Origin of the sequence: Nocardioides sp., from assembly GCF_041393715.1 — a bacterium.
GTDB lineage: Bacteria > Actinomycetota > Actinomycetes > Propionibacteriales > Nocardioidaceae > Nocardioides.
The window spans coordinates 369,855-393,846 of sequence record NZ_JAWKJQ010000001.1 but is presented as its reverse complement, the minus strand read 5'-3'; the positions used below and the strand labels follow the sequence as shown (position 1 = coordinate 393,846).

Here is a 23,992-nt window from a genome sequence, read left to right as displayed (position 1 = left end):
TCGTTCGGACTAATCACATGGCTGAGATTCATGGCCCTCTTGGGCCATCCGGGTCAGACCCGGTGCAGTCGCCGGGCCGCCTCGGCCACCGAGCCGCTCATCGACGGATAGACGGTGAACGCCTGGGCGAGCTGGTCGGCCGTCAGCGACTCCGCCACCGCGACCGAGACCGCGTGGATCAGCTCGGACGCACGGGGCGCCACGACGACCCCGCCGACCACGATGCCGGTGCCGGGCCGGCAGAAGAGCTTCACGAAGCCGTCGTGGACGCCCTGCATCTTGGCCCGCGCGTTGCCGGAGAGCGGCAGCAGCACCGACTCCGCCTGGATCTCACCGGCGTCCACGGCCTGCTGCGACCAGCCGACGGTGGCGATCTCAGGGGAGGTGAAGACGTTGGCGGAGACCTTCTTGAGGTCCAGGGGCGTCACGGCGTCGCCGAGGAAGTGCCACATGGCGATCCGCCCCTGCATGGCCGCGACACTCGCGAGCATGAAGACACCCGTGCAGTCGCCGGCCGCATAGACCCCGCGCGCCGACGTCCGCGAGACCCGGTCGACCCGCACGAAGCCACCCTCGTCGAGTCCGACCCCGGCCTCCTCCAGCCCGATGCCCGTGGTGTTGGGCACCGACCCGAGCGCCAGGATGCAGTGCGACCCCTCGACGACCCGTCCGTCGGTGAGGGTGACGGTCACGGTGTCGCCGGACCGGGTGACCGAGGCCATCCGCGACTGGCCGAGCACGCGCATGCCGCGGCGGGTGAGCACGTCCTCGAGCACCCGCGCGGCGTCGGCGTCCTCACCGGGCAGCACGCGGTCACGCGACGAGACCAGGGTGACCTCGATGCCGAGCGACAGGTAGGCCGACGCGAACTCCGCGCCGGTCACGCCCGACCCCACGACGATCAGGTGAGAGGGGATCTCGGTGAGGTCGTAGACCTGCTCCCAGGTGAGGATCCGCTCCCCGTCGGGTACGGCGGTGGGCAGCGTGCGCGGAGCGGCGCCGGTCGCCACCAGCACGGCATCGGCGTCGATCGACTCCTCGCCACCCTCGGCAAGCGCGGCCACCACGCGGTGCGGGCCGTCGAGCCGGCCGCGGCCCCGCACCACTCGCACGCCGTCGCGCTCGAGCCGGGCGGCGATGTCGCTGGACTGGTCGGTGGCCAGCTGCTTGACCCGAGAGTTGAGCAGGGCCAGGTCGACGCTCAGCTGGGTGGCGACGTCGCCCCGGTGGTCGCTGAACGTCACCCCGAGCTCGGCGGCGTCGGCCATGTCGGCCATCAGCTCGGCCGTCGCGATCAGGGTCTTGCTCGGGACGCAGTCGGTCAGCACCGCCGAGCCGCCGATCCCGTCGGAGTCGACGACGGTCACCTCGGCATCGAGCTGGGCCGCGACGTGCGCCGCCTCGTAGCCCCCGGGTCCGCCCCCGAGGATGACGACCCGGTCCATCCCTCTCCTCCGCCTCAGAGGTTGATCATGTGGCCGGCGATGCCCTCGACGGCCTCCTTGACCGCCTCCGAGAGCGTCGGGTGGGCGAACACGTTGCGCGCCACCTCGTCGGCGGTCAGGTCGAAGCGCTGGGCGAGCGTCAGCACGGGCAACAGCTCGGTGACGTCGGGTCCGATCATGTGCGCGCCGAGGATCTCGTTGTAGGTCGCGTCGGCGACCACCTTGACGAAGCCGACGGCGTCGCCGAGCCCCTGGGCCTTGCCGTTGGCGGCGAACGGGAAGGACGCCGTCTTGACGTCGTACCCCCGCTCCTTGGCCTGCTCCTCGGAGAGGCCGAAGGAGCCGATCTGCGGCTGGCAGTAGGTCGCCCGCGGGATCATGTCGAAGTCGATCTCCATCGTCTCCGCGCCGGCGATGGTCTCCGCGGCCACGACCCCCATCGCCTCGGCGACGTGGGCGAGCATCATCTTGCCGGTGACGTCACCGATCGCGTAGACGTGCGGGACGTTGGTGCGGCCGCGCTCGTCGATGGCGATGGCGCCCCGCTCGGTCGTGGCGACGCCGGTGTTCTCGAGGCCGTAGCCGTCGAGCCGCGGCGCGAACCCGAAGGCCGCCAGGAACTTGTCGGCCTCCAGCACCTGCTGGTCGCCTCCGCCCGCGGGCGCCACGGTGACCCGCACGCCGGAGCCGGTGTCCTCGACGCCCTGCACGGCGGTGCTGGTCAGCACGTTGATGCCGAGCTTCTTGTAGTGCTTGGCGAGCTCCTTGGAGACGTCGGCGTCCTCGGTCGGCACCATGCGGTCGAGGAACTCCACGATCGTCACGTCGACGCCGAAGTTCTTCATCACATAGGCGAACTCCACGCCGATCGCGCCGGAGCCACCGATGATGATCGAGCCGGGCAGGTTCTCGTCGAGGATCTGCTCCTCGTAGGTCACGACGTTGTCGCTGAGGGCGACGCCGGGCACCAGCCGCACCGTCGCGCCGGTGGCGATGATGAGGTCGTCGCAGGTGTGCTCGGTGTCCTGGCCGTCCTTGCCGCGCACCGTCACCGTGGTCGGCGAGGTGAGACGACCCCAGCCGTCGATCTCGGTGATCTTGTTCTTCTTCATCAGGAAGTGGACGCCCTTGACGATGCCCTCGGAGACCTTGCGGCTGCGCGCATGGGTCGGGCCGAAGGACATCGTCGCGTCACCCTCGATGCCGTACTTCGCCTTCTCGTGGGTCAGCACGTGGGCGAGCTCGGCGTTCTTGAGCAGCGCCTTCGACGGGATGCATCCGACGTTGAGACAGACACCTCCCCAGTACTTCTCCTCCACGACCGCCACGCTCTTGCCGAGCTGAGCGGCACGAATGGCGGCGACGTAGCCGCCGGGGCCGGCACCGAGGACGAGGACGTCGTAATGGGTCACGGCGCCCAGCCTATGGGACGCGCGGCACACCCGGGCGCGGGGACTGCGCGGCGAACACACAGCGGGGCCGCCGCCTTGACTACCCTGACGCCGTGACCCTGTACGCCGCCTACGGGAGCAACCTGGATCCCGCGCGCATGGGTGAGCGCTGCCCGCACTCCCCGCTGCACGCCACCGGGTGGCTGACCGGCTGGCGGCTGACCTTCGGTGGCGAGGAGTACGGCTGGGACGGTGCCATCGGCACCATCGTCGAGGACCCGCTCGAGCAGGTGTTCGTCGCGATCTACGACGTCACGCCCGAGGACGAGGTCGCGCTCGACGCGTTCGAGCAGGCGGACCAGGGTCTGTTCATGAAGACCCGGGTGCGCGCGAAGACGCTCGACGGAGAGCTCGTGGTCTGGGCCTACGTCCTCGACGCCTATGAGGGCGGACTCCCCTCCGCGTCGTACCTCGGCATGCTGGCCGACGCCGCCGAGGCCGCCGACGCCCCCGCCGACTACGTCGCCGCCCTACGCCGACGGCCGTGCCGGTCGGTGGGGCTGTAGCTCGGCGCTCACCGGAGCCGCCTCCTCAGGCACGCGAGGATCTCAGCGCCAGGCCGATCCCGGCATCCCAGCCGGGCGCCCGCCCGCCGGCGGGCGGAGAGACGTCGCCGAGGTCGACGCCGGCGGTCGCCAACGTCCACGACACCACCGAGTTGGAGTTCCACATCTCGCCGAGACCGAGCTCGTCACGGCCCCAGGTGGGTCGCGGTACCCGCGCGACCTGGCCGAGCACCCGATTCGCGACGTCCGGCTCGCGGGTCAGCGGCACCGGGCTCGCCACGGCGTACTCCAGGTCCGGGATCACCCCGTCCCGCCAGCATCGCACCTCGTAGCGGAACCACCGGGACCGGCCGAGGCCACGCAGCCCGACGGGACCCTCGCCCACGCTGCCGCGAGACCCTGCCGGGCCGGACCACACCGGCGCCACCTCGATGACGTAGTCACCCGCGGGCGCGGAGACGGTCAGACCTGCGTGGTAGAGGTCGCAGCGGGTACGCCGGCCGAGCAGCGCCGAGCCGGCCTCGAACACCAGCCCGTTGACGCGGACGCATTGGCCGCCCGCTCCGAGCGGCAGCCACCACAGCTCGACGGATGCCACACCACCAGTGTGGCCCCGACGCAGCTCGGGTCAGGGAGCGGGGACCAGCACGTCGCGCACGATCGCGTCGAGCTCGGCGTCGGCCTCGAGGAACTGCCGCAGCGTCTTGAGCGTCGCGCCGAAGGTGTCGAACTCCGCGGGCGTCATGCCGTCGACGGCGTAGGCGCGGACGAAGTCGGGGATCGTGCTCAGCGACGCGAGGATGTCGGGAGCCACCGGCAGGTCGATCCGCGGCTCGGGGTCGTGACCGCTGGCCTCGAACTGCTCCTGCCAGCCGAACGGCGGGGAGATGACGATGTCGCCGCCGACCACCTCGGTCCACTGCAGCTGGTTGCGGTAGGCCGCGGCGAGCGGCCGAGCTCGCAGGCCGCGCTCCCGGAAGATCCGGTAGGTCTCCTTGAAGGCGGCGACGCCCGCCCACTCCAGGTGGTCGGGGTCGACCGGCAGGTCGTCGCGCTTGACGACGTCCTTCAACCAGTCGTCGAGCCGCCCCACCATCAGGGTCACCACCGGGCCCATCGTCGAGACGTCGAGCCCCTCGGCCTCGCGACGCTTCAGGCCGCGCTCGATCGCCTCGCCCGACGCCACCGTCTGCGGCACGGTGAACGACACCGTGACGTTGATGCTCACCCCGCGGTAGGTCGCCTCCTCGATCGCCTCGAGCCCGACCTTGGTGGCCGGGATCTTGACGATGATGTTGGGCGCGAGCGAGGCGAAGTGCTCGGCCTGGGCGACCAGCGCGGCCGGATCGCGGTGGAACCGGGGGTCGGTCTGCATCGACAGCCGGCCGTTGCGGCCGCCGTGAGCGTCGAAGGCCGGCTCGAGGAGCCGCGCGGCCTCCACGGACACCTCCTCGACCACCTGCCAGCCGACCTGCGACTCGGTCGCGGTCGGTCGCTCCGCCGCGATCTCGGCGATCCGGGCCTGCCACCGAGGCAGGTCGGCGCGGATCGCCGCCAGGGCGATGACCGGGTTGCAGGTGGCGCCCACGGCGCCCCAGCCGATGGCGGTCTCCAGCTCGTGCAGCGTGGAGGAGTCGTTCCACAACGCCGTCGGCGTGGTCTCGGTCATCGTGCGGAGCGGCGAAGTGGTCACGAGAGCAAGCCTTCCATGTCAGGACAAAGTGTATGTTAGCACAAAGTTGCCCGGTGGAAAGGCCCCAAGGGCGGCCTACGCGGGTGCGGCACCGTGGAAGACGGCCTCGACGTTGTTGCCGTCGGGGTCGCGGACGAACGCCCCGAAGTAGCCCGCGTGGTACTCCGGCCACAGGCGCGGCTCGTGCAGCGACTCGGCGCCGAGCTCCATCGCCGCTGCGTGGAACGCCCGCACGGCGTCCTCGTCGGCGGCCCGGAACGCCACGTGGACCTCACGGTTGGGGCCGATCCCCTCGAACGTGGAGATCCAGAAGTCGGGACCCTCGGTGCCGTAGCCGATGGCGACGCCGAAGTCCATGATCCGCCGGTGGCCGAGCACCCCGAGGACCTTGTCGTAGAAGGCTGCCGCGGCCTCCATGTCAGCGCAGTTGATGCCGAAGTGGTCGATCATGCGCCCATCGTGGCGCTGCCCACCGACACGCCCGACGGCGGGTCGCGGCACTAGAGTCGCGGCCATGAGCGAACCCTCTCCCGCGGCGCTGGCGACCGAGGCGGCCGAGCGGCTGCGCGAGCTGACCGGCGTGGAGCGCCACGACATCGCGATGGTGCTCGGCTCCGGCTGGCTGCCGGCCGTCGATGCCCTGGGCCAGCCGACCGCCGAGATCGCCACCACCGACCTGCCCGGCTTCAACCCGGCCGCGGTCGCCGGCCACTCCGGCACGATCCGCAGCATCCGGTCGGGTGACCGGCAGCTGTTGGTGTTCCTGTCCCGCACCCACTTCTACGAGGGCCACGGCGTCGCCGCGGTGGTCCACGGCGTGCGCACCGCGGCAGCGGCCGGCTGCCGCGCGATCGTGCTGACCAACGGCTGTGGGGGGCTCAGGGAGACCTGGGAGCCCGGCACGCCGGTGCTGATCAGCGACCACATCAACCTGACGGCCACCTCTCCCATCGAAGGGGCCCACTTCGTCGACCTGACCGACCTCTACTCCCCTCGCCTCCGCGCGCTGTGCCGAGAGGTGGAGCCGGGCCTCGACGAGGGGGTCTACGTGCAGTTCCCCGGCCCCCACTACGAGACCCCCGCCGAGATCCGGATGGTCCGCGCGATCGGCGGCGACCTGGTCGGCATGAGCACCACCCTGGAGGCGATCGCGGCGCGTGAGGCGGGCCTGGAGGTGCTCGGCATCTCGCTGGTGACCAATCTGGCGGCGGGCATCTCGGGCGAGCCGCTCCACCACGAGGAGGTGCTCGAGGCGGGCCGCGCGGCGGCCACCCGGATGGGCGACCTCCTCGGCCGGATCGTCCCGAGGATCTGACGAATGCGGGTGCTGGTCACCGGGGCCGCGGGCTCGCTCGGCCGGACCGTCACCGTCGGCCTGGCCGATCGTGGCCACGAGGTGGTCGGGCTCGACCTGCTGCCCGAGCCCGAGGGCTTCGAGGGCGGCTGGCACGCGGTCGACTGCGCCGACGCCGACGCGGTGGCGGCGGTGTTCACAGCCCAGCCGCTCGATGCCGTCGTCCACCTGGCGGGCAACCCCGACGAGTCCTCGCTGCCCGAGGCGCTGACCTCCCACGTCGTCAGCACCGCCGCGCTGCTCGACGCGATGGTCGACCAGGGAGTACGCCGGCTCGTCTACGCCTCGTCCAACCACGCCGTGGGCGGCGTACCCCGCGTCGACACCGTCGACGCCGCGACGCTGCCACGACCCGACACCTTCTACGGCGTGGCGAAGGTGGCGGCGGAGGCGCTGCTGCGGCTCTACGCCGACCGCTACGGGTTCGACACGGTCGCCTGCCGGATCGGATCCTTCCGGAGCCAGCCGGAGTCGGTGCGCGAGCTCGCGACCTGGCTCTCCCCCGACGACGCGGTGCGGATGGTCGAGGCCGCACTCACCGCCCCGGCCCCGGGCTTCGCGGTGCTCTACGGCGTCTCCGCCAACGCCCGCGGCTGGTGGGACCTCGAGCCCGGACGCGGCCTCGGCTACGACCCCCTCGACGACGCGGAGGACCACGCCGCCGGGGTCACCCCCGGTCCGGACGACGCCGCCGAGACGGCGCACGTGGGTGGACCCTTCCTCGCGCCCTCGATGCGCCGGCCGGCCCTCGACTAGATGCCGCGCGACCCGGCGGCGGTCCGCAGCCGTCGGCGCAGTCCGGCCAGACCGCTGCGCATCATGGCCTCGTGGTTCCAGCGGAGCAGCGGGCCGGCCACCGAGGCGACGGCGCCGAACAGCCGCCCGGCCACCTCGACCTCCTGGTCCAGCCGGAGCCGGGTGTCGCCCTGGCTGCCGGGCTCGACCAGCCAGGCGACCGTGCCTCGCAGGTCGCCACCGACGCTGACCCGCAGCTCGGGGGCCTCTCGTGACTCGGCGTGCAGCACCAGGTCGAGGGTGTAGGGCAGCCGCGACCGGCACAGGGCCCGCGCGTCGTCGGGGCCGAGGCTGGCGACCGCGACCACCTCCGGCCACCACGAGGGGTAGCCGGCCAGGTCGACCAGCACGGCGGCCACCCGCTCGGGCGGGGCGTCGACCAGCCAGCTGCCCTCGAAGCGGAATCGACGTGCCATCGGGCCAGTCTGCCGGGTGCCGCACTGGCCTTCGAGCGCACTCGAAGTGTCAGACTGCGTGGACATGACGTCGTACACCATCGCCGAGGCCGCCGACCTGACCGGTCTGACCGCACACACGCTGCGCTACTACGAACGTGACGGGCTGATGCTTCACGCCGTGGACCGCTCCTCCTCGGGCCACCGGCGCTACACCGACCTCGACCTCCACTGGCTGGAGCTGCTCAGCCGCCTGCGCGCCACCGGCATGCCGATCCGCGAGATGCGGCGCTACGCCGCGCTGGTCCGGTCCGGCGCGGGGAACGAGCAGGAGCGCCTGGACCTGCTGCGCGAGCACCGCCGCCGGGTCCTGGAACAGCTGGCCGAGGTGCAGGAGCACCTGGGCGCGATCGACCGCAAGATCGGCATCTACCTCGACGCGGTGGAGCGCACGTCGGTCTCCGCTTGACTTCGAGCGCACTCGCAGGAGTTGGCTCGATCCATGACCACCAACCCTGACCACCAGACCCGCACCCTCGGCACCGCGTCGCCCCTGACCGTCTCGGCTCTCGGCCTGGGCTGCATGGGCATGTCGGAGTTCTACGGGACCCCCGACGAGGCCGCCGGCATCGGGACCATCCACCGCGCGCTCGACCTCGGGGTCACCTTCCTCGACACCGCGGACATGTACGGCCCGTTCACCAACGAGCGGCTGGTCGGCCGCGCCATCGCCGATCGGCGCGACGAGGTCCAGCTGGCCACGAAGTTCGGCAACGAGCGGCTGCCCGACGGCACCCGGGTCGGCATCAACGGCCGCCCCGACTACGTCCGCAAGGCCTGCGACGACAGCCTGCAGCGGCTCGGTGTCGACCACGTCGAGCTCTACTACCAGCACCGGGTCGACCGGAGCGTCCCGATCGAGGAGACGGTCGGCGCGATGAAGGAGCTGGTCGAGGCCGGCAAGGTCCGTCACCTGGGGCTCTCCGAGGCCTCCGCCGAGACCATCCGGCGGGCCCACGCGGTCCACCCGATCACGGCGCTCCAGACCGAGTACTCCCTGTTCACCCGCGACCTCGAGGACGAGATCCTGCCCCTCCTGCGCGAGCTCGGCATCGGCCTGGTCCCCTACTCCCCGCTGGGCCGCGGGATGCTGACCGGCACCCTGACCGAGCCCGGCAGGCTCGCGGGGCCCGACGCCCGCGCGACGGCCTACTTCCCGCGCTTCCAGGGTGCGGCCCTGACCGCCAACCTGGCCCTCGTCGACCGGGTGCGCGCCCTGGCCGACGAGCACGCCTGCACCCCGGGGCAGCTCGCGCTGGCCTGGGTGCTCGCCCAGGGCGACGACGTCGTGCCGATCCCCGGCACCAAGCGGGTGCGCTACCTGGAGGAGAACGTCGGTGCGCTGGCGCTCGAGCTGACCGACGACGACGTGGCGGCGCTGCAGGAGGCGGTCCCGCGCAGCGCCGTCCAGGGCGAGCGCTACGCAGACATGTCGCACATCGACCGCTGACCGACCCGCGGGGAGGCGTTAGCGTGCGGCTATGACCGACGTCGACGTCTCCTCGCTGCTCGACCGCGCCCGCTCCTGGCTGGCCGACGACCCCGATCCCGAGACCCGGGCGGAGCTGGAGGCGGTCATCGGCGCGGTGGAGGCGGGTGGCGACGCCGACGACCTGGCCGACCGGTTCGCGGGCCCGCTGGAGTTCGGGACCGCCGGGCTGCGCGGAGCGCTGGGCGCCGGGCCGAACCGGATGAACCGGGTCGTCGTGCTGCGCGCGGCGGCGGGGCTCGCGGCGTACCTCCGCGACCAGGGGTCGCCGGCCGGCAGCCGGGTCGTGATCGGCTACGACGCCCGCCGCAACTCCGACGTCTTCGCCCGCGACACCGCCGAGGTGATGACCGGGGCCGGCTTCGCGGCACTGCTGCTGCCGCGCCCGCTGCCGACCCCGCTGCTGGCCTTCGCGATCCGCGAGCTCGGATGCGTCGCCGGAGTGATGGTGACCGCGAGCCACAACCCTCCGCAGGACAACGGCTACAAGGTCTATCTCGGCGACGGCAGCCAGATCGTGCCGCCGGCCGACACGGAGATCGCGGCGCGGATCGAGGCGGTCGGCGCCGTGGCCGCCGTCCCCCGCGGCGCCCCGGGCACCGTGCTCGGCGAGGAGGTGGTCGACCGCTACCTCGACACGGTCGCCGAACTGGCGGCCGACGGGCCGCGCGACCTGGAGCTGGTCTACACGCCACTGCACGGTGTGGGCAACGACGCGGTGCTGCAGGTGCTGGAGACCGCGGGGTTCCGGGCCCCGCACGTGGTTCCGGCACAGGCCGAGCCGGACCCCGCGTTCCCCACGGTCGCCTTCCCCAACCCCGAGGAGCCGGGCGCGATGGACCTCGCGATGGAGCTCGCCGACCGGGTGGGCGCCGACCTCGTGGTCGCCAACGACCCCGACGCCGACCGGTGCGCCGCGGCGGTCCCGGGCCCGCACGGATGGCGGATGCTGCGTGGCGACGAGGTGGGCGCGCTGCTGGCCCACCACCTGCTGGAGCGCGGGGCACAGGGCGTCTACGCCACGACGATCGTGTCCTCCTCCCTGTTGGGCAAGATGGCCGCCGCCGCCGGCCAGGCGTACGCCGAGACGCTCACCGGCTTCAAGTGGATCGGCCGGGTCGACGGGCTGGCCTACGGCTACGAGGAGGCGCTCGGCTACTGCTGCGACCCCGAGCACGTCCGCGACAAGGACGGCGTCTCCGCACTGCTCCTGCTCTGTGAGCTGGCCGCGCAGACCAAGGCCGCCGGCCGCGCGCTCGTCGACCTGCTCGACGACCTGGCCCGGCGTCACGGCCTCCACGCGACCGACCAGCTGTCGGTGCGGGTGAGTGACCTGTCGCTGATCGCGCACGCGATGCAGCGGCTGCGCACCGAGCCGCCCGCCACGCTGGGGGGTCTGACCGTCGAGGGGGTCGACGACCTGGCGACGGGGTCGGCGGACCTGCCGCCGACCGACGGGTTGCGCTTCCGGCTCGCCGAGGGTGCCCGCGTGGTGGTGCGACCCAGCGGCACCGAGCCCAAGCTCAAGTGCTACCTGGAGGTGGTGGTGGTTCCCGAGGACGACGCCGAGGGCGTCGACGCCGCCCGGATCTCGGCCGCCGGTCGGCTCGACGCCATCACCGGCGACCTGCGCAGCGCACTCGCCCTGTGACGAGGGCGGGTCAGAGCAGGAACGACCCCAGGAACACCAGGCCGAGGACCACGAACCCCGCGATCTCCGGGCCGGCCGGCTCGACCCGCACCGGGCCCGGGTCGTCAGGCGCGGCGTCCTCGCCCGCGCGCTCAGCAGCGGCCAGCCGGGCCCGCATCACCTCGGCGCGCCGGTCGCGGATCCGGTCCTCGACGAAGTCGACGTAGGGCATCGACCGGCCCTGCGCGTCGTCCTTCGGGCGAGGGGTGGCCCCATGGGCCTCCATGACGGCGCGGCGCAGTGGCTTGCCGATCGCGGCCGACACGAAGCGCCGACCGCCGGCCCGCACCGCCAGCACCTGGCTGACGCCGATCGACTCGATCGCCGCCAGGGGCACGAAGGCGGTGCGCAGCACCAGGCGCAGCACCAGCGTGTCGGCGGTCAGGCCGACCCGGGGCCGCAGCAGGACCGCCCAACAGGCCAGCGCGGTCAGCAGCGCGCCGGCGACGTAGGTCACGGTGTGCGAGCCGCGGACGTCGAAGAGCACCAGCACGCTCACCGCCAGCGCCGCCACCAGCCCCGCGGTGCCGACGTAGCGGCCGCTGGTGGAGTGGAACCACTCCGGCTGCTCGTCCATCGCACCTCCTCGGCGGTCCGGCCTTGGATTGCCCGCACCCTGTCGGGCAACCCTATGCTGGGTCGGGTGACAGCCACGCCCAGCACCACCGTCGCTGCGGGCGCCGACAGCGCGAGCCTGCCCGACTTCTCCGACCTCACCGCCTCCGACGCGACCCTGCGCCGGTTCCTCCACGGCCTGCCCGGCGTCGACCAGGTCGGCGCGGAGGCCCGAGCCGCGGGACTCGGCACCCGGTCGATCAAGACCGACGCCAAGCAGCACGCCCTGGACCTCGCGATCCGGATGGTCGACCTGACCACGCTGGAGGGCCAGGACACCCCCGGCAAGGTGCGCGCCCTCGCGACCAAGGCGATGCGTCCCGACCCCGGCGACCCGACCTGCCCGCAGGTCGCGGCCGTCTGCGTCTATCCCGACATGGTGGCGACCGCCAAGCAGACCCTGGGCGACAGCGGGGTGCACGTGGCCGCCGTCGCGACCGCCTTCCCCAGCGGCCGGGCGGCCCTCGACATCAAGCTGGCCGACACCCGCGACGCCGTGGATGCCGGGGCCGACGAGATCGACATGGTGATCGACCGTGGGGCGTTCCTCACCGGCCGCTACCGCCAGGTCTTCGACGAGATCGTCGCGGTCCGCGAGGCCTGTGCCCGGCCGGACGGGTCGGCGGCCCACCTCAAGGTCATCTTCGAGACCGGTGAGCTGCAGACCTACGACAACGTACGCCGCGCCTCGTGGCTGGCGATGATGGCCGGCGCCGACTTCATCAAGACCTCCACCGGCAAGATCCAGCCGGCCGCCACCCTCCCGGTCACCCTGGTGATGCTGGAGGCGGTCCGCGACTTCCGCGACAGCACCGGTCGCCAGGTGGGCGTCAAGCCCGCCGGTGGCATCCGCACGTCGAAGGACGCGATCAAGTACCTCGTGATGGTCAACGAGATCACCGGCGAGGACTGGCTCTCCCCCGACTGGTTCCGGTTCGGCGCCTCCTCACTGCTCAACGAGCTGCTGATGCAGCGCACCAAGATGCTCACCGGCCGCTACTCCGGCCCCGACTACTTCACCCTGGACTGAACCATGGCCACCTCATCGACACCCTTCACGTACGCACCCGCCCCCGAGTCGCGCGCGATCGTCGACCTCAGGCCGTCGTACGGCCTGTTCGTCGACGGCGAGTTCGTCGACGGCCACGGCCGCTCCTTCAAGACGATCAGCCCGGCCACCGAGGAGGTGCTCGCGGAGGTGTCGGAGGCCGACGAGGCCGATGTCGACGCCGCGGTCAAGGCCGCCCGCCGCGCGCACACCCGGGTCTGGGGTCGGATGCCGGGCAAGGAGCGGGCGAAGTACCTGTTCCGGATCGCCCGGATCATCCAGGAGCGGGCGCGCGAGCTCGCGGTGCTGGAGTCGCTCGACAACGGCAAGCCGATCCGCGAGTCCCGTGACGTCGACGTGCCGACCGCTGCCGCGCACTTCTTCTACTACGCCGGCTGGGCCGACAAGCTGGAGTACGCCGGCTACGGCACCACGCCGGTCGGGGTGGCCGGCCAGGTCATCCCCTGGAACTTCCCGCTCCTGATGCTCGCCTGGAAGATCGCGCCGGCGCTGGCCTGCGGCAACACGGTGGTCCTCAAGCCCGCCGAGACGACGCCGCTGACCGCGCTGCTGTTCGCGGAGATCTGCCAGCAGGCCGACCTGCCCCCCGGCGTCGTCAACATCGTCACCGGAGCGGGCGCCACCGGTGCGGCCGTGGTCGCGCACCCCGACGTCGACAAGGTCGCCTTCACCGGCTCCACCGGGGTCGGCCGGGCGATCGCCAAGGCGGTGGCGGGCAGCCACAAGAAGGTCACCCTGGAGCTCGGCGGCAAGGCCGCCAACATCGTCTTCGACGACGCGCCGGTCGACCAGGCGGTCGAGGGGATCGTCGACGGCATCTTCTTCAACCAGGGCCACGTCTGCTGCGCGGGCTCCCGACTGCTGGTGCAGGAGAGCATCGCCGAGGAGCTGCTCGAGCGGCTGAAGCGGCGGATGTCCACGCTCCGGGTGGGCGATCCGCTGGACAAGAACACCGACGTCGGCGCGATCAACTCCGGAGACCAGCTGAAGCGGATCCGCGAGCTGTCGGAGGTCGGCGACGCCGAGGGCGCCGAGCGGTGGGAGGTCGCCTGCGACCTGCCGACCACCGGCTTCTGGTTCCCCCCGACGATCTTCACGGGGGTGTCCCAGGCACACCGGATCGCGCGCGAGGAGATCTTCGGGCCGGTGCTCGCCGTGCTGACCTTCCGGACACCGGCCGAGGCCGTCGAGAAGGCCAACAACACGCCCTACGGCCTGTCGGCCGGCATCTGGACCGAGAAGGGCAGCCGGATCCTCTGGATGGCCGACCAGCTGCGGGCCGGCGTGGTCTGGGCCAACACGTTCAACAAGTTCGACGCCACCAGCCCGTTCGGTGGCTACAAGGAGTCCGGCTACGGTCGCGAGGGCGGCCGGCACGGGCTGGAGGGTTACCTGCGATGACGCCCAGCACGACCACCGGCTCCGCCAAGGCGAGCGAGCGGATCGACGTCCGCAAGACCTACAAGCTCTACATCGGCGGCGCCTTCCCGCGCTCGGAGTCGGGCTACTCCTACGAGGTGACCGACAGCCGCGGTCGATTCCTGGCCAACGCCGCCCGGGCCTCGCGCAAGGACGCCCGTGACGCGGTGGTGGCGGCGCGCAAGGCGTTCGGTGGCTGGGCCGGGCGGACGGCCTACAACCGCGGCCAGATCCTCTACCGCGTCGCCGAGGTGATGGAGGACCGACGTCCCCAGTTCGTCGATGCGGTGCGCAAGGCCGAGGGACTGACCGCGGCCCGCGCCGAGACCACGCTCGACCGGGCCATCGACCGACTCGTCTGGTACGCCGGCTGGACCGACAAGATCGCCCAGGTGGTCGGCGGTGCCAACCCGGTCGCGGGTCCCTACTTCAACCTGTCGAGCCCCGAGCCGACCGGCGTGGTCGCGGTGCTCGCACCCGAGCGGTCCTCGCTGCTGGGGCTGGTGTCCGTGCTGGCCCCGGTGATCACGACCGGCAACACCGCCGTCCTGGTGACCTCGGAGTCGCGACCGCTGCCCGCGGTCACGCTGGCCGAGGTGTTGGCCACCTCCGACGTGCCGGGCGGCGTCGTCAACATCCTCACCGGCGGGTACGCCGGCCCCGGGCCGTGGCTGGCCTCCCACATGGACGTCAACGCGATCGACCTCACCGGCGCGGCGGGCGACCACGAGGCCGCGACCGCGATGGAGGCCGCGGCCGCGGAGAACCTCAAGCGGGTGCTCCGCGCACCCGACGCGGAGCCCGACTGGACCGACGACCCCGGCCTGGGCCGGATGACCGCGTTCCTGGAGACCAAGACGGTGTGGCACCCCAAGGGCGTCTGAGTCTCAGCGGCTCGAGATCGCCTCGTTGAACACGGCGCCGATGGTGGCCGGGTCGGCGGCGCGGTAGGCCTTGCCGCCGGTCGCCCGGGCGATCTTGCGCAGCGCCGCGAAGTCGGCGTCCTCGCTGATGGCGAGCCCGATGATCCGGACCGGCCGCTGCGGGTCGCGCAGCTCCTCCAGCCGGTCCAGCAGCCGGGACAGCGAGATCGACCCGGGGTCGTCGTTGGCGCCGTCGGTCAGCAGGATCACCGAGTTGGCGTAGTTGGCGTCGTAGTCCTTCAAGGCCTGCCGGTAGGCCGCGAGCGTCGTGTCGTAGAGCCCCGTCCCGCCGGTCGTGATGTCGGGGAGCGTCGCCGCCGACGACTTGAGGAGGTCGCGCTGGCTGACCCCCTCGACGGTCTCGTCGAGCCGGCGTACGGGCTGCATCACGCGCCAGTCCTGTCCCGGTCCACCGAGGTCGATCGAGAACGCCCACAGCCCGACCCTGGCGCTGTCGGGGAAGGCGTCCAGCCCGGCGGACACGACCCCGGCGGCCAGCTGGGCCCGGGTCTGGGCGCCCTCGAGCTCGTCCATCGAACCCGAGACGTCGAAGACGCCCAGCACGCTGGACGGGACGCTGAGCACCTGCCAGGTGCGCAGGTCGGTGAGCACCTGCTCGGCGGACGGCGCCGGCAGCAGGTCGACCCGCCGAGCGCCGCGCGACACGACCATGGAGCCGTCACCGCGCCGCAGCCGCGCGTCGGCCAGCCCCTGGTCCCCGGGACCGGAGGCGAACCACGCGGCCAGGTCCGCCGCGGCCTGGGCCACGGCCTGATCGGCGTCGGCCGGCGTCACCAGGGAGTACTGCAGGAGGGGGGCGCCGGTGCCCGGGGTCACCATCTGGAGCAGGTCGTTGCCACGCCGGGACTCCAGGTAGGACTGCTCGGACGTGGCCACCACCCGGGTGGAGCTGGCCGTCAGGGTGTCGAGCGAGGTGTCGGCGGTGACGTCGTCGGCGCGCAGCTCGGCATAGCCCTGGGCCAGCGGGACCAGCAGCTGCTTGGTCTCGTCGTCGCTGCGCCCGACCTGCTCCTCCTCGGCCTGCGGCGCGGAGAGCGCGAGCGTCCCGACCGGGTCGGAGGCGGGGTCGGGGAGCGCCACCACCCCCGCGGCGAGCTCGTCGCCCCAGGTCGGCGCCGAGGCGGCCGCCGGGCCGCCGACCAGCAGCACTGGAGAGCTCGCGACCGCCGCTGCCACCACCTCGGTCTGCACGCCCTGCTCGGCCAGACCGGTCAGCGTCCAGGGCGCGTCGGTGAGCCACAGGTCCGGCAACGGGTCACCGGACGCGGCGGCGTCGGCGACCTCGGAGGCCTCGCGGGTGTCGACGGTGAGCGTGCGGCAGTCGTCGGAGAGCGCCGCGGCGGCCGTGGTGGCCACCTCGGCCAGCGCCGCGGGCACCGCCACGGAGAGCGACTGGTCGGTGCAGCTCGAGGAGGCCGCCGGTGGCTCGTCCTGGCGGGTCCACCACAGGCCCGCCGACACCGCCGCGGCCATCACGCCGACGACGGCGACCAGCGCCAACCCACGCAGGGACGAGCTGCTCCCTGCGGCATGCGTCCCGCCTGGCACGGGTCGTCTCCCCTCCCGAGTCGTCCACCCCTGGCCCCCGCAGGTGGACCCTAGCGCAGGTGCCCGGACCCTCGCGGTCGGGCAGAATGTGCCGGTGCCCGCCCGCGCCATCGTCCTCGCCGGCCCGTCCGGGGCCGGCAAGTCGCACCTCGCGGCCCGGCTGGGACTCCCCGTGCTGCGCCTGGACGACTTCTACCGCGACGGGTCCGATCCCGCCCTCCCGCTCATCTCCGGGGGAGCCAACGCCGGGCTGGTCGACTGGGACGACCCGGCCGCCTGGCTGCCCGACGAGGCGCTCGCGACCATCGGCGAGCTGTGCCGCCACGGTCGGGCGGAGGTGCCGGTCTACGAGCTGGCCCGCAACGGCCGCACCGGCAGCCGGGAGCTGGACCTGGACGGGTCGGCGTACTTCGTGGCGGAGGGGATCTTCGCTCATGAGGTGGTCGCCGAGCTCCGCCGACGAGAGCTGCTGGCCGCGGCGTACTCCGTGACCCAGCACCGGCTCCTCACCTTCGGGAGGCGGCTCGTCCGGGACCTGAAGGAACGCCGCAAGCCTCCCGTGGTGCTGGTCCGCCGGGGACTGGCGCTGATGCGCGACCAGGAGGACGTGGTGGAGCGGACGCGACGGGCAGGGTGTGAGGTGGTCTCGGCCGACGAGGCCTTCGAGCGGCTGCAGGAGCTGCTCCGATGAGGATCGGCGGTCCGGAGGCGGCCCGGCTGCTGGCGCAGCGCCTGCCCCAGCCCGACGACTTCTCGTGCGGCGCGGCGTCCTCGGTGGTCGCCCGGGTCGTCCGCGACGAGGGGTACGCCGCGCTGCTGCTCGAGGGCAGCGCGACCGTGCCCGGGTTCGCCACCGTCGGCACCGCGCTCGACCGGTTCCGCAGCGAGACGCTCGCCATGCACCGCCGGATCATCGGGCCGGTCGCCGCGACCGGCGGCCTGCAGATGCCGTGGCCCAGCAAGCTCGGCACCCCACCGTGGGCGGTCGCCAACCAGCTGTCCGCCGGCAGCGTGCGCTACCGCTGGCGCCCCGCCCTCGGCGGCCTCCCCGTCTCTGCGATCCGCTCCGCCGTGCTCGCCGGCCACCCCGCGGCGGCGTACGTCGGCAACCTGTGGTCACCGCGCCACGTCGTCCTCGTCGTGGGCGCCGAGGACGACGGCGGCCTCGCCGTCTTCGACCCGTGGCCCGGCCAGGTCGTGACCCTCACGCCGTCGCAGCTGGCCCAAGGGTCGCTGCCGTTCGGTCGCTGGAACCGCGCCTGGTTCGTGGTGCTGCCGGAGTGACGTCTGGTGCGCGCCAGCGTGCCTTCCGTCCTGCGTTGCGCTCGCGGCATGAGCCAGGGGGCTGTCGGCCGTCGGTGCTTGGATCGCCCCGTGGTGACGTGGTGGTGGGAGCGCTGGTCGTCGACCGGCGGGTTCTCCTCGGACACCGCAGGTTCGACAAGCAGGTTCACCCCGGTGCCTGGGACCTTCCTGGCGGTGTCGTCGAAGCGGGCGAGTCGGAGTGGAGCGCGCTGGCCAGGGAGCTTCACGAAGAGCTCGGCGTCGACGACCTCGACGTCACTGCCGCCTTGCGCACCCACTGATCCGCGCCTCCGTCGCCGACGCACTTCGGGATCTGCGCCGACCTGATCGGCTGTCGCGTGACCGGCCGCCTCTCCTGGCGGCACCGGCGCGCAGTTGGTGACGCCGCGGTTCCCAGCGGGCCGATCCCAGTGACACGATGCCCGGATGGGCGAGGCATCCTCGGAGGAGATCAAGGCACGTGTTGCCGCTGCCTTCGATCGCGCTTCCGGAACATACGACCAGGTCGGCACCGAGTACTTCGCACCCGCTGGCCGCTTCCTCGTCAGTCGGACTGCGCCACAGCCCGGCGAGCGGGTGCTCGACGTCGGCTGCGGTCGGGGTGCGAGCGCCATCCCTGCCGCACACGCGGTGGGGGCATCGGGAAGTGTCCTCGCCACGGACCTCGCGGTGTCCATGGTCGAGTCCGTTCGACGGGCGAGCAATGCGATGCCCTGGCTGAGGGTCGAGGTCGGCGATGCCGAGCACCCACCCCCCGGCCCGTTCAATGTCGTCCAGGCGGGCTTGGTGTTGTTCTTCCTGCCATCGCTGGACGCGGCGCTCTCCCGCTACCGAACGGCGCTGACCCGGCCCGGCAGGCTCGGCTTCACCTGGCCCGGTGCCCTTGACGCACCCCAGGAGGCGGTGTTCAACGCCCTCGAAGCAGACCTGCCGGAGTCAGACCAGCCACTCGACGACGGACCATTCGAGTCTCCCGCGGCGATGCACACCTACCTCACGGAGCAGGGGTGGTCGGACCCGACTACCGAGACCCGAGTGCACTTGGTTCGGCTGTCCGATGCCGATCATTGGTTCGAATGGTCCTGGTCGCATGGCTACCGACGACTCTTGGAGGAGCTGCAGGAGCAGGGACTGCTCACTGCTGCCCGCGAACGCGCGACTCCGCTGATCGACAAGATGATCGCCGACGAAGGCGGGTTGGTCTGGCCGATGGAGGTCCACGCCACCGTTGTTCATGTCTGAGTCATTCGCCGCGGCCAGGCCTCTCGAGGTCTGGAGCAAGCCGTTTCGGACCAGCCGACTCACAGCGCAGATGGTGCGACCGGCGCACCGTCTTCTCGGCAAGCGGGGAAGCAATGCTTCAACCTCTGGGCGTGCCGGTGTCCCCGCCGGTGCCCGAGTCGGCGGGGTGTCGGGGCGGGGTGGCTAGTCGTCGGGTGGGTCGGCGTCGTCGCCGATCCGGTGAAGGCATGGGGTGCTCGGAGCGTGGCCGTCGGGGGTGGCGTCGCGGGTGCCGGTGTGGTCGACGAGGAGCCGGTAGCCGTGCGGGGTCGACCAGAGGTAGGTCCCGGGTTCGATCACGGTGTAGCGCCACGGGGTGTGGGTCTTCAACCGATGATGGCTCCGGCAGAGTGGGGCGATGTTGCAGCCGCAGGTCGGCCCCGGTCGGGGTCGGCCTCGTCGAACGGGACCACGTGGTCGTGGTCGCACCGTCGGGCTGGTCTGGTGCACCACGGGAACACACAGTGGCCGTCGCGGTGGTCCACCAGGGTCTTGAGCCGGTCGGGGACCTCGTACTGATCCACCCGCACATGCCCGGCCAGGTCGAGGACCGGCTTGACGGTCACCGTCGCGTCGGGGTGGCCACACCACGCCCGGATGGCGTCTGCGTCGATCGGGGTGCGGGTGTTCTCACCGCCGCCCCGGCCACCCCCTCGCCGGTGAAGCGCCTGCTCGGAGAGGTGCAGGAACAACGTCACCGGCCGCCGCGGGCCGCGGTCGGACCCTCGGGATCACTGTCGTAGGAGAGGGCGAGCTGGGTCCGGGACATCTCGCCGAGCGCGGTCGCCCGCCGGGCATCCAGCGACTCGGTCGACCCGGCGAGCCTCAGCTGCTCGGGCACCGGCCAGCGCGCCTGGTCGAGGTGCAGGGCGTCGGCCAGGTCCAGCTCACCGGTGACGGCGACGGTGCCGGTGAAGGACACCTGATCGGTGTGCACCCGCCGTGGGCGTGTCCGGCACCTCGGGGTGGGGGTTCTCGGGTCCTCCCGCTCCACCCCGTCACAGCGGATCTTCGCTTCGAGGATGAGGGCGTCGAGCTGACGGGTCGAGACCCGCCCCGCCACGATCGCGACCTGACGATCCACACCCCGCCCCAGCCGGAGACAGCGGACACCGTGGCGTCGGCGACCAAGTCGCCCGCCACGCCGGCACCGTGCCCGCCTGCACGGCCCCACAGCTCCGGCAGCCGGTAGCACAGCTCCAACGCCCGCCCGACCAACCGACGCCCGCCGTCGGTGGACAGCCCCAGCGCGGTGGCGAACTCCGCCACCGCGAACTCCGCGATGTCCGGAGCACCCTCACCCGCCAGCGGCACGACGTTGCCGGCCTCCCACCAGTACGCCGCATCCCCCGTGTCCGTCGGCTCGTGCAACGCCGCCCACTCCACCGCCGCCACCAGCTTCGCCGCCGCAGCCGCCTGCTCCGCACGCATCGCCGCCCGAGCCGTCGCCAGCACCCGATCCGGAGACCCCGGCACCGGGACCTCCGCGAACGCGCTGGCTGACTGGCTCATACCGATAAGCCAATCAGGGCCACCGACAATCAGGCCTGCTCAGACCCTGTTTGTCCCACCTCGTGAGACAACAATCGGACGGCTTTCTTGGGTTGGTTCTGGCGCGTGGTTAAGACGCTCTCCGGCTTTCGGAGGGTTGGTTCGCACCCGATGAAGCAGACCCGGCAGCCGTTCAGACCACGCTCACGCTCAGACGCGTGGACGGGACCCTCCTCGAGCCTCCACCACCGGAGGCGATCCGGTGGTTGAGGAGGCGCCCCGCGAAGCAGACCCGGCGGCCGCCGTACACGGCAACCAACGACGACCTCCCGCTCGTCACTGCCAACCACCGCAACCACAGCGGACCCTGCGCCCGCCAGCGCGTGGTTACGAGACGCTCGCTAGGGCGAGTTCCTCAACCACCGGGGCCAGCTCATCAACCACCCGGGAGGTCCTCAGGCACCGACGGGCCCCCGCGCCCGGCCGCGGAAACGCCTCCGCACCCGTCAGTCGACACCCATGGCGGCGTAGCCGGGCTTGATCACCTCGTCGATGATCGCCAGCCGCTCGTCGAAGGGCAGGAAGGCCGACTTCATCGCGTTGATCGTGAACCAGCGCAGGTCGGCCAGGGTGTAGCCGAACGCCTCCACCAGCGCGGCCATCTCCGCGGTCATGGACGTGCCCGACATCAGCCGGTTGTCGGTGTTGACGGTCACCCGGAAGCGCAGCGAGGCCAGCAGCCCGATCGGGTGCTCGGCGACCGAGGCGGCCGCGCCGGTCTGCACGTTGGAGGCCGGGCACATCTCGAGGGGGATCCGCGCGTCCCGCACGTACGCCGCCAGCCGGCCGAGCGTCACCTCTCCGTCGTCGCCGACGGTGACGTCGTCGACGATCCGGACGCCGTGGCCGAGCCGGTCGGTGCCGCACCACTGGATCGCCTCCCAGATCGACGGCAGACCGAACGCCTCGCCGGCGTGGATGGTGAAGTGGGCGTTCTCGCGCTGGAGGTACTCGAACGCATCGAGGTGGCGGGTGGGCGGGAACCCGGCCTCGGCGCCGGCGATGTCGAAGCCGACAACGCCGCGGTCACGCCAGGCGACCGCCAGCTCGGCGACCTCCCTCGACCGCGCCTGGTGGCGCATCGCCGTGAGCAGCTGGCGGACCACGATCCTGCCTCCGGCGGCGGCCTCCCCCGCCGCGAGACCCTCGGCGACGGCCGCCACGACCTCGTCCATGGTCAGCCCACCCTGCACATGCTGCTCGGGGGCGTAGCGGACCTCCGCGTAGACCACGCCGTCGGCGGCGAGGTCCTCGACGCACTCACGGGCGACTCGGGCCAGGGCCGGGGCGGTCTGCATCACGGCGACGGTGTGGTCGAAGGTCTCGAGGTAGCGCTCCAGGGAGCCGCTGTCGGCCGCCTCGACGAACCACCTCTCCAGGTCCGCCGGGTCGGTGGTCGGCAGCTCGTGGCGGCACTCACGGGCCAGCTCCACGATCGTGGCCGGCCGCAGCCCACCGTCGAGGTGGTCGTGCAGCAGCACCTTGGGCGCCCGGCGTACCTCCTCGCGGGAGGGCCGGGGCGAGGCGGTAGGTTCGGCGGCGGGTGAGACGTCGGGCATGGGGTCATCCTGGCACCCATCCCGGTCCGCGCACCCATCGACAACCAGGAGCCGCGATGCAGACGTTCTCGACCGCCGAGGAGCTCACCGCCGCCGTCGGCACCCAGGTCGGCAGCTCCGACTGGCTGCTCATCGAGCAGCAGCGGGTGGACGCCTTCGCCGACGCCACCGACGACCACCAGTGGATCCACGTCGACACCGAGCGCGCGGCCGCGACGCCGTTCGGCGGGACCATCGCCCACGGCTACCTCACGCTGTCGCTGCTGCCGATGCTGGGCGCCCAGATCTTCGATCTCGCGACGCCGGGGGCCAAGCTCAACTACGGCGTCAACAAGGTCCGCTTCCCCGCCCCGGTGCGGGTCGGCAAGCGGGTGCGCGCCCACGCGAGCGTCGCCGACGTCACCGAGCTGCCCACCGGCCTCCAGCTCACCCTCGGCTGGACGGTCGAGATCGAGGACGAGCCGAAGCCCGCCTGCGTCGCCGAGACCGTGGTGCTGCTGCTCGACTGAGCCCGGGCCGCAGCGTCAGGAGATCCGGTCGATCACCAGCGGCTCCGGCTGGTACGACGACCCGTCGGCCGCGATGTCGAAGCCCCCGTCGAGCGAGGCCAGCGCCCGCTCGAACCGATCCGCCTCGTCGGTGTGCAGGGTCAGCAGCGGCTCCCCCGCGACCACCTCGTCGCCCGGACGGGCGTGCCACTCGACCCCGGCACCCGCCTGAACCGGGTCCTCCTTGCGGGCCCGGCCGGCACCGAGCCGCCAGGCCGCCAACCCGACGGCCATCGCGTCGAGCCGGGTGAGCACGCCCGAGGCCGGTGCGGCGACCACGTGGGTCTCCCGCGCGGTGGGGAGCGGGGCGTCGGGGTCGCCGCCCTGGGCCCGGATCATCGCCTTCCAGGCGTCCATCGCCGAACCGTCGGCGAGCCGGTCGGCAGGATCGACGCCGTCGAGCCCGGCGCCCGCGAGCATCTCGCGGGCCAGCGCCAGCGTCAGCTCCACCACGTCGGCGGGACCGCCGCCCGCCAGCACCTCCACCGACTCGGCGACCTCCAGCGCGTTGCCGGCGGTGCGCCCGAGTGGCGTGGCCATGTCGGTGAGCAGCGCCACCGTGTGCACGCCGGCGCCGGTGCCGAGGTCGACCATCGTCCGGGCCAGCTCGCGGGCCCGATCGGCGTCCTTCATGAAGGCGCCGCTGCCGACCTTGACGTCGAGCACGAGCGCGCCGGTGCCCTCGGCGATCTTCTTGGACATGATCGAGGAGGCGATCAGCGGGATCGCCTCGACGGTGCCGGTCACGTCGCGCAGCGCATAGAGCTTCTTGTCGGCGGGTGCGAGCCCGGCGCCGGCGGCGCAGACGACCGCCCCCACCGACTCCAGCTGGTCGAGCATCTCCTCGTTGCTGACCGAGGCCCGCCACCCCGGGATCGACTCGAGCTTGTCGAGCGTGCCGCCGGTGTGCCCCAGGCCGCGCCCCGACAGCTGCGGGACGGCCGCGCCGCACGCGGCGACCAGCGGGGCCAACGGCAGCGTGATCTTGTCGCCCACTCCCCCGGTCGAGTGCTTGTCGGCGGTCGGCCGGGACAGCCCGGAGAAGTCCATCCGCTCGCCGGAGCGGATCATCGCGTCGGTCCAGCGGGCGATCTCGCGACGGCCCATCCCGTTGAGCAGGATCGCCATCGCCAGCGCCGACATCTGCTCGTCGGCGACCTCACCGCGGGTGTAGGCGTCGATCACCCAGTCGATCTGGCTGTCGCTGAGCTCACCTCCGTCGCGCTTGGCGATGATCACCTCGACGGCGTCGTGCTGCATGCCTCATCTCCTCTC

The 23,992-nt window shown here is 72.4% G+C and carries 27 protein-coding genes; 14 read left to right on the top strand and 13 right to left on the bottom strand.

Features of this window, described 5'->3' with window-relative positions:
* Positions 1-53: 53 nt before the first annotated feature.
* Positions 54-1,445 (bottom strand): NAD(P)H-quinone dehydrogenase, encoded by a 1,392-nt coding sequence (locus R2740_RS01995; RefSeq protein WP_371301006.1) that lies wholly within the window; start codon positions 1,443-1,445, stop codon positions 54-56.
* Positions 1,446-1,459: 14 nt separating this feature from the next.
* On the bottom strand, positions 1,460-2,857 hold the full coding sequence (gene lpdA, locus R2740_RS01990; RefSeq protein WP_371301005.1) for a dihydrolipoyl dehydrogenase: 1,398 nt from the start codon (positions 2,855-2,857) through the stop codon (positions 1,460-1,462).
* 92 nt (positions 2,858-2,949) lie between these two features.
* On the opposite strand from lpdA, the gene R2740_RS01985 reads away from it, so the two are divergent.
* Positions 2,950-3,402, top strand: a complete 453-nt coding sequence (locus R2740_RS01985) for a gamma-glutamylcyclotransferase family protein (RefSeq protein ID WP_371301004.1) — start codon at positions 2,950-2,952, stop codon at positions 3,400-3,402.
* Positions 3,403-3,427: 25 nt separating this feature from the next.
* Here R2740_RS01985 and R2740_RS01980 read toward each other — a convergent pair whose 3' ends face one another.
* The 3 genes from R2740_RS01980 to R2740_RS01970 all read right to left on the bottom strand — a co-directional run bounded on the left by R2740_RS01980 (position 3,428) and on the right by R2740_RS01970 (position 5,545).
* Positions 3,428-4,000: a hypothetical protein gene (locus R2740_RS01980; protein WP_371301003.1), complete on the bottom strand. Its 573-nt coding sequence runs from the start codon at positions 3,998-4,000 to the stop codon at positions 3,428-3,430.
* Between the two features lie 30 nt (positions 4,001-4,030).
* Positions 4,031-5,071, bottom strand: a complete 1,041-nt coding sequence (locus R2740_RS01975) for a transaldolase family protein (RefSeq protein WP_371301174.1) — start codon at positions 5,069-5,071, stop codon at positions 4,031-4,033.
* 99 nt (positions 5,072-5,170) lie between these two features.
* The gene (locus tag R2740_RS01970) at positions 5,171-5,545 is read right to left on the bottom strand and encodes a VOC family protein (RefSeq protein ID WP_371301002.1); all 375 of its coding nucleotides are present in this window, start codon (positions 5,543-5,545) and stop codon (positions 5,171-5,173) included.
* Positions 5,546-5,609: 64 nt separating this feature from the next.
* Between R2740_RS01970 and R2740_RS01965 the strand changes: the two genes are divergently transcribed.
* Positions 5,610-6,410, top strand: coding sequence for a purine-nucleoside phosphorylase (locus tag R2740_RS01965; protein ID WP_371301001.1), 801 nt, complete (start codon positions 5,610-5,612; stop codon positions 6,408-6,410).
* A gap of 3 nt (positions 6,411-6,413) precedes the next feature.
* Positions 6,414-7,205 (top strand): NAD-dependent epimerase/dehydratase family protein, encoded by a 792-nt coding sequence (locus R2740_RS01960; protein ID WP_371301000.1) that lies wholly within the window; start codon positions 6,414-6,416, stop codon positions 7,203-7,205.
* Here the strand turns inward: R2740_RS01960 and R2740_RS01955 are convergent.
* Complete coding sequence (locus tag R2740_RS01955) at positions 7,202-7,660, bottom strand: SRPBCC family protein (RefSeq protein WP_371300999.1); 459 nt, start codon at positions 7,658-7,660, stop codon at positions 7,202-7,204. The genes R2740_RS01960 and R2740_RS01955 overlap by 4 nt on opposite strands.
* Before the next feature lie 64 nt (positions 7,661-7,724).
* Between R2740_RS01955 and R2740_RS01950 the strand changes: the two genes are divergently transcribed.
* Genes R2740_RS01950 through R2740_RS01940 form a run of 3 tightly spaced genes read left to right on the top strand, consistent with a single transcriptional unit; the run spans position 7,725 to position 10,839 of the window.
* Positions 7,725-8,108, top strand: coding sequence for a MerR family transcriptional regulator (locus R2740_RS01950; RefSeq protein ID WP_371300998.1), 384 nt, complete (start codon positions 7,725-7,727; stop codon positions 8,106-8,108).
* 33 nt (positions 8,109-8,141) lie between these two features.
* Positions 8,142-9,149 carry an aldo/keto reductase gene (locus R2740_RS01945; protein ID WP_371300997.1) on the top strand — a complete coding sequence of 336 codons (1,008 nt, stop codon included), beginning with the start codon at positions 8,142-8,144 and terminating at the stop codon, positions 9,147-9,149.
* Between the two features lie 31 nt (positions 9,150-9,180).
* Positions 9,181-10,839 carry a phospho-sugar mutase gene (locus R2740_RS01940; protein WP_371300996.1) on the top strand — a complete coding sequence of 553 codons (1,659 nt, stop codon included), beginning with the start codon at positions 9,181-9,183 and terminating at the stop codon, positions 10,837-10,839.
* Positions 10,840-10,849: 10 nt separating this feature from the next.
* Here the strand turns inward: R2740_RS01940 and R2740_RS01935 are convergent, their stop codons facing one another.
* A complete protein-coding gene (locus tag R2740_RS01935; protein WP_371300995.1) occupies positions 10,850-11,455 on the bottom strand; it encodes a hypothetical protein in 606 nt (201 codons plus the stop codon).
* Positions 11,456-11,572: 117 nt separating this feature from the next.
* Between R2740_RS01935 and deoC the strand changes: the two genes are divergently transcribed.
* From deoC to R2740_RS01920, 3 genes are read left to right on the top strand one after another with little or no spacing between them, the layout of a single operon-like run.
* The gene (gene deoC / locus R2740_RS01930; protein WP_371301173.1) at positions 11,573-12,523 is read left to right on the top strand and encodes a deoxyribose-phosphate aldolase; all 951 of its coding nucleotides are present in this window, start codon (positions 11,573-11,575) and stop codon (positions 12,521-12,523) included.
* A 3-nt stretch (positions 12,524-12,526) separates the two neighbouring features.
* Positions 12,527-13,963: an aldehyde dehydrogenase family protein gene (locus R2740_RS01925; RefSeq protein ID WP_371300994.1), complete on the top strand. Its 1,437-nt coding sequence runs from the start codon at positions 12,527-12,529 to the stop codon at positions 13,961-13,963.
* Complete coding sequence (locus tag R2740_RS01920; protein WP_371300993.1) at positions 13,960-14,865, top strand: aldehyde dehydrogenase family protein; 906 nt, start codon at positions 13,960-13,962, stop codon at positions 14,863-14,865. Before R2740_RS01925 ends, R2740_RS01920 begins: the two co-directional genes overlap by 4 nt.
* Before the next feature lie 3 nt (positions 14,866-14,868).
* On the opposite strand, the gene R2740_RS01915 is transcribed toward R2740_RS01920, so the two are convergent.
* Complete coding sequence (locus R2740_RS01915; RefSeq protein WP_371300992.1) at positions 14,869-16,473, bottom strand: VWA domain-containing protein; 1,605 nt, start codon at positions 16,471-16,473, stop codon at positions 14,869-14,871.
* Between the two features lie 94 nt (positions 16,474-16,567).
* Here R2740_RS01915 and R2740_RS01910 point away from each other — a divergent pair, with 94 nt between their 5' ends.
* From R2740_RS01910 to R2740_RS01895, 4 genes are all read left to right on the top strand, one after another.
* A complete protein-coding gene (locus tag R2740_RS01910; RefSeq protein WP_371300991.1) occupies positions 16,568-17,164 on the top strand; it encodes an ATP-binding protein in 597 nt (198 codons plus the stop codon).
* Complete coding sequence (locus R2740_RS01905) at positions 17,161-17,757, top strand: hypothetical protein (protein ID WP_371300990.1); 597 nt, start codon at positions 17,161-17,163, stop codon at positions 17,755-17,757. Before R2740_RS01910 ends, R2740_RS01905 begins: the two co-directional genes overlap by 4 nt.
* 98 nt (positions 17,758-17,855) lie before the next feature.
* A complete protein-coding gene (locus tag R2740_RS01900; protein ID WP_371300989.1) occupies positions 17,856-18,059 on the top strand; it encodes an NUDIX domain-containing protein in 204 nt (67 codons plus the stop codon).
* A 145-nt stretch (positions 18,060-18,204) separates the two neighbouring features.
* The gene (locus tag R2740_RS01895; protein WP_371300988.1) at positions 18,205-19,020 is read left to right on the top strand and encodes a class I SAM-dependent methyltransferase; all 816 of its coding nucleotides are present in this window, start codon (positions 18,205-18,207) and stop codon (positions 19,018-19,020) included.
* Positions 19,021-19,203: 183 nt separating this feature from the next.
* On the opposite strand, the gene R2740_RS01890 is transcribed toward R2740_RS01895, so the two are convergent.
* From R2740_RS01890 to R2740_RS01875, 4 genes are all read right to left on the bottom strand, one after another.
* Positions 19,204-19,389: a hypothetical protein gene (locus R2740_RS01890; RefSeq protein ID WP_371300987.1), complete on the bottom strand. Its 186-nt coding sequence runs from the start codon at positions 19,387-19,389 to the stop codon at positions 19,204-19,206.
* A complete protein-coding gene (locus R2740_RS01885) occupies positions 19,386-19,757 on the bottom strand; it encodes a hypothetical protein (RefSeq protein ID WP_371300986.1) in 372 nt (123 codons plus the stop codon). The genes R2740_RS01890 and R2740_RS01885 overlap by 4 nt, the downstream gene beginning before the upstream one ends.
* Complete coding sequence (locus R2740_RS01880) at positions 19,754-19,996, bottom strand: hypothetical protein (RefSeq protein WP_371300985.1); 243 nt, start codon at positions 19,994-19,996, stop codon at positions 19,754-19,756. Before R2740_RS01880 ends, R2740_RS01885 begins: the two co-directional genes overlap by 4 nt.
* Positions 19,997-21,056: 1,060 nt before the next feature.
* Positions 21,057-22,169, bottom strand: a complete 1,113-nt coding sequence (locus tag R2740_RS01875) for an adenosine deaminase (RefSeq protein WP_371300984.1) — start codon at positions 22,167-22,169, stop codon at positions 21,057-21,059.
* Between the two features lie 56 nt (positions 22,170-22,225).
* Between R2740_RS01875 and R2740_RS01870 the strand changes: the two genes are divergently transcribed.
* Complete coding sequence (locus tag R2740_RS01870) at positions 22,226-22,678, top strand: MaoC family dehydratase (protein WP_371300983.1); 453 nt, start codon at positions 22,226-22,228, stop codon at positions 22,676-22,678.
* 15 nt (positions 22,679-22,693) lie between these two features.
* On the opposite strand, the gene R2740_RS01865 is transcribed toward R2740_RS01870, so the two are convergent.
* On the bottom strand, positions 22,694-23,977 hold the full coding sequence (locus R2740_RS01865) for a thymidine phosphorylase (RefSeq protein ID WP_371300982.1): 1,284 nt from the start codon (positions 23,975-23,977) through the stop codon (positions 22,694-22,696).
* Positions 23,978-23,992 lie beyond the last annotated feature (15 nt).

Excerpts from the sequence above, each read along its gene's own strand:
- R2740_RS01995 (WP_371301006.1), bottom strand. The coding sequence starts at position 1,445 with ATGGACCGGGTCGTCATCCTCGGGGGCGGACCCGGGGGCTACGAGGCG.
- R2740_RS01975 (WP_371301174.1), bottom strand. The coding sequence starts at position 5,071 with ATGACCGAGACCACGCCGACGGCGTTGTGGAACGACTCCTCCACGCTG.
- R2740_RS01970 (WP_371301002.1), bottom strand. The coding sequence starts at position 5,545 with ATGATCGACCACTTCGGCATCAACTGCGCTGACATGGAGGCCGCGGCA.
- R2740_RS01965 (WP_371301001.1), top strand. The coding sequence starts at position 5,610 with ATGAGCGAACCCTCTCCCGCGGCGCTGGCGACCGAGGCGGCCGAGCGG.
- R2740_RS01960 (WP_371301000.1), top strand. The coding sequence starts at position 6,414 with ATGCGGGTGCTGGTCACCGGGGCCGCGGGCTCGCTCGGCCGGACCGTC.
- R2740_RS01955 (WP_371300999.1), bottom strand. The coding sequence starts at position 7,660 with ATGGCACGTCGATTCCGCTTCGAGGGCAGCTGGCTGGTCGACGCCCCG.
- R2740_RS01950 (WP_371300998.1), top strand. The coding sequence starts at position 7,725 with ATGACGTCGTACACCATCGCCGAGGCCGCCGACCTGACCGGTCTGACC.
- R2740_RS01945 (WP_371300997.1), top strand. The coding sequence starts at position 8,142 with ATGACCACCAACCCTGACCACCAGACCCGCACCCTCGGCACCGCGTCG.
- R2740_RS01940 (WP_371300996.1), top strand. The coding sequence starts at position 9,181 with ATGACCGACGTCGACGTCTCCTCGCTGCTCGACCGCGCCCGCTCCTGG.
- R2740_RS01935 (WP_371300995.1), bottom strand. The coding sequence starts at position 11,455 with ATGGACGAGCAGCCGGAGTGGTTCCACTCCACCAGCGGCCGCTACGTC.
- R2740_RS01925 (WP_371300994.1), top strand. The coding sequence starts at position 12,527 with ATGGCCACCTCATCGACACCCTTCACGTACGCACCCGCCCCCGAGTCG.
- R2740_RS01920 (WP_371300993.1), top strand. The coding sequence starts at position 13,960 with ATGACGCCCAGCACGACCACCGGCTCCGCCAAGGCGAGCGAGCGGATC.
- R2740_RS01905 (WP_371300990.1), top strand. The coding sequence starts at position 17,161 with ATGAGGATCGGCGGTCCGGAGGCGGCCCGGCTGCTGGCGCAGCGCCTG.
- R2740_RS01895 (WP_371300988.1), top strand. The coding sequence starts at position 18,205 with ATGGGCGAGGCATCCTCGGAGGAGATCAAGGCACGTGTTGCCGCTGCC.
- R2740_RS01875 (WP_371300984.1), bottom strand. The coding sequence starts at position 22,169 with ATGCCCGACGTCTCACCCGCCGCCGAACCTACCGCCTCGCCCCGGCCC.
- R2740_RS01870 (WP_371300983.1), top strand. The coding sequence starts at position 22,226 with ATGCAGACGTTCTCGACCGCCGAGGAGCTCACCGCCGCCGTCGGCACC.
- R2740_RS01865 (WP_371300982.1), bottom strand. The coding sequence starts at position 23,977 with ATGCAGCACGACGCCGTCGAGGTGATCATCGCCAAGCGCGACGGAGGT.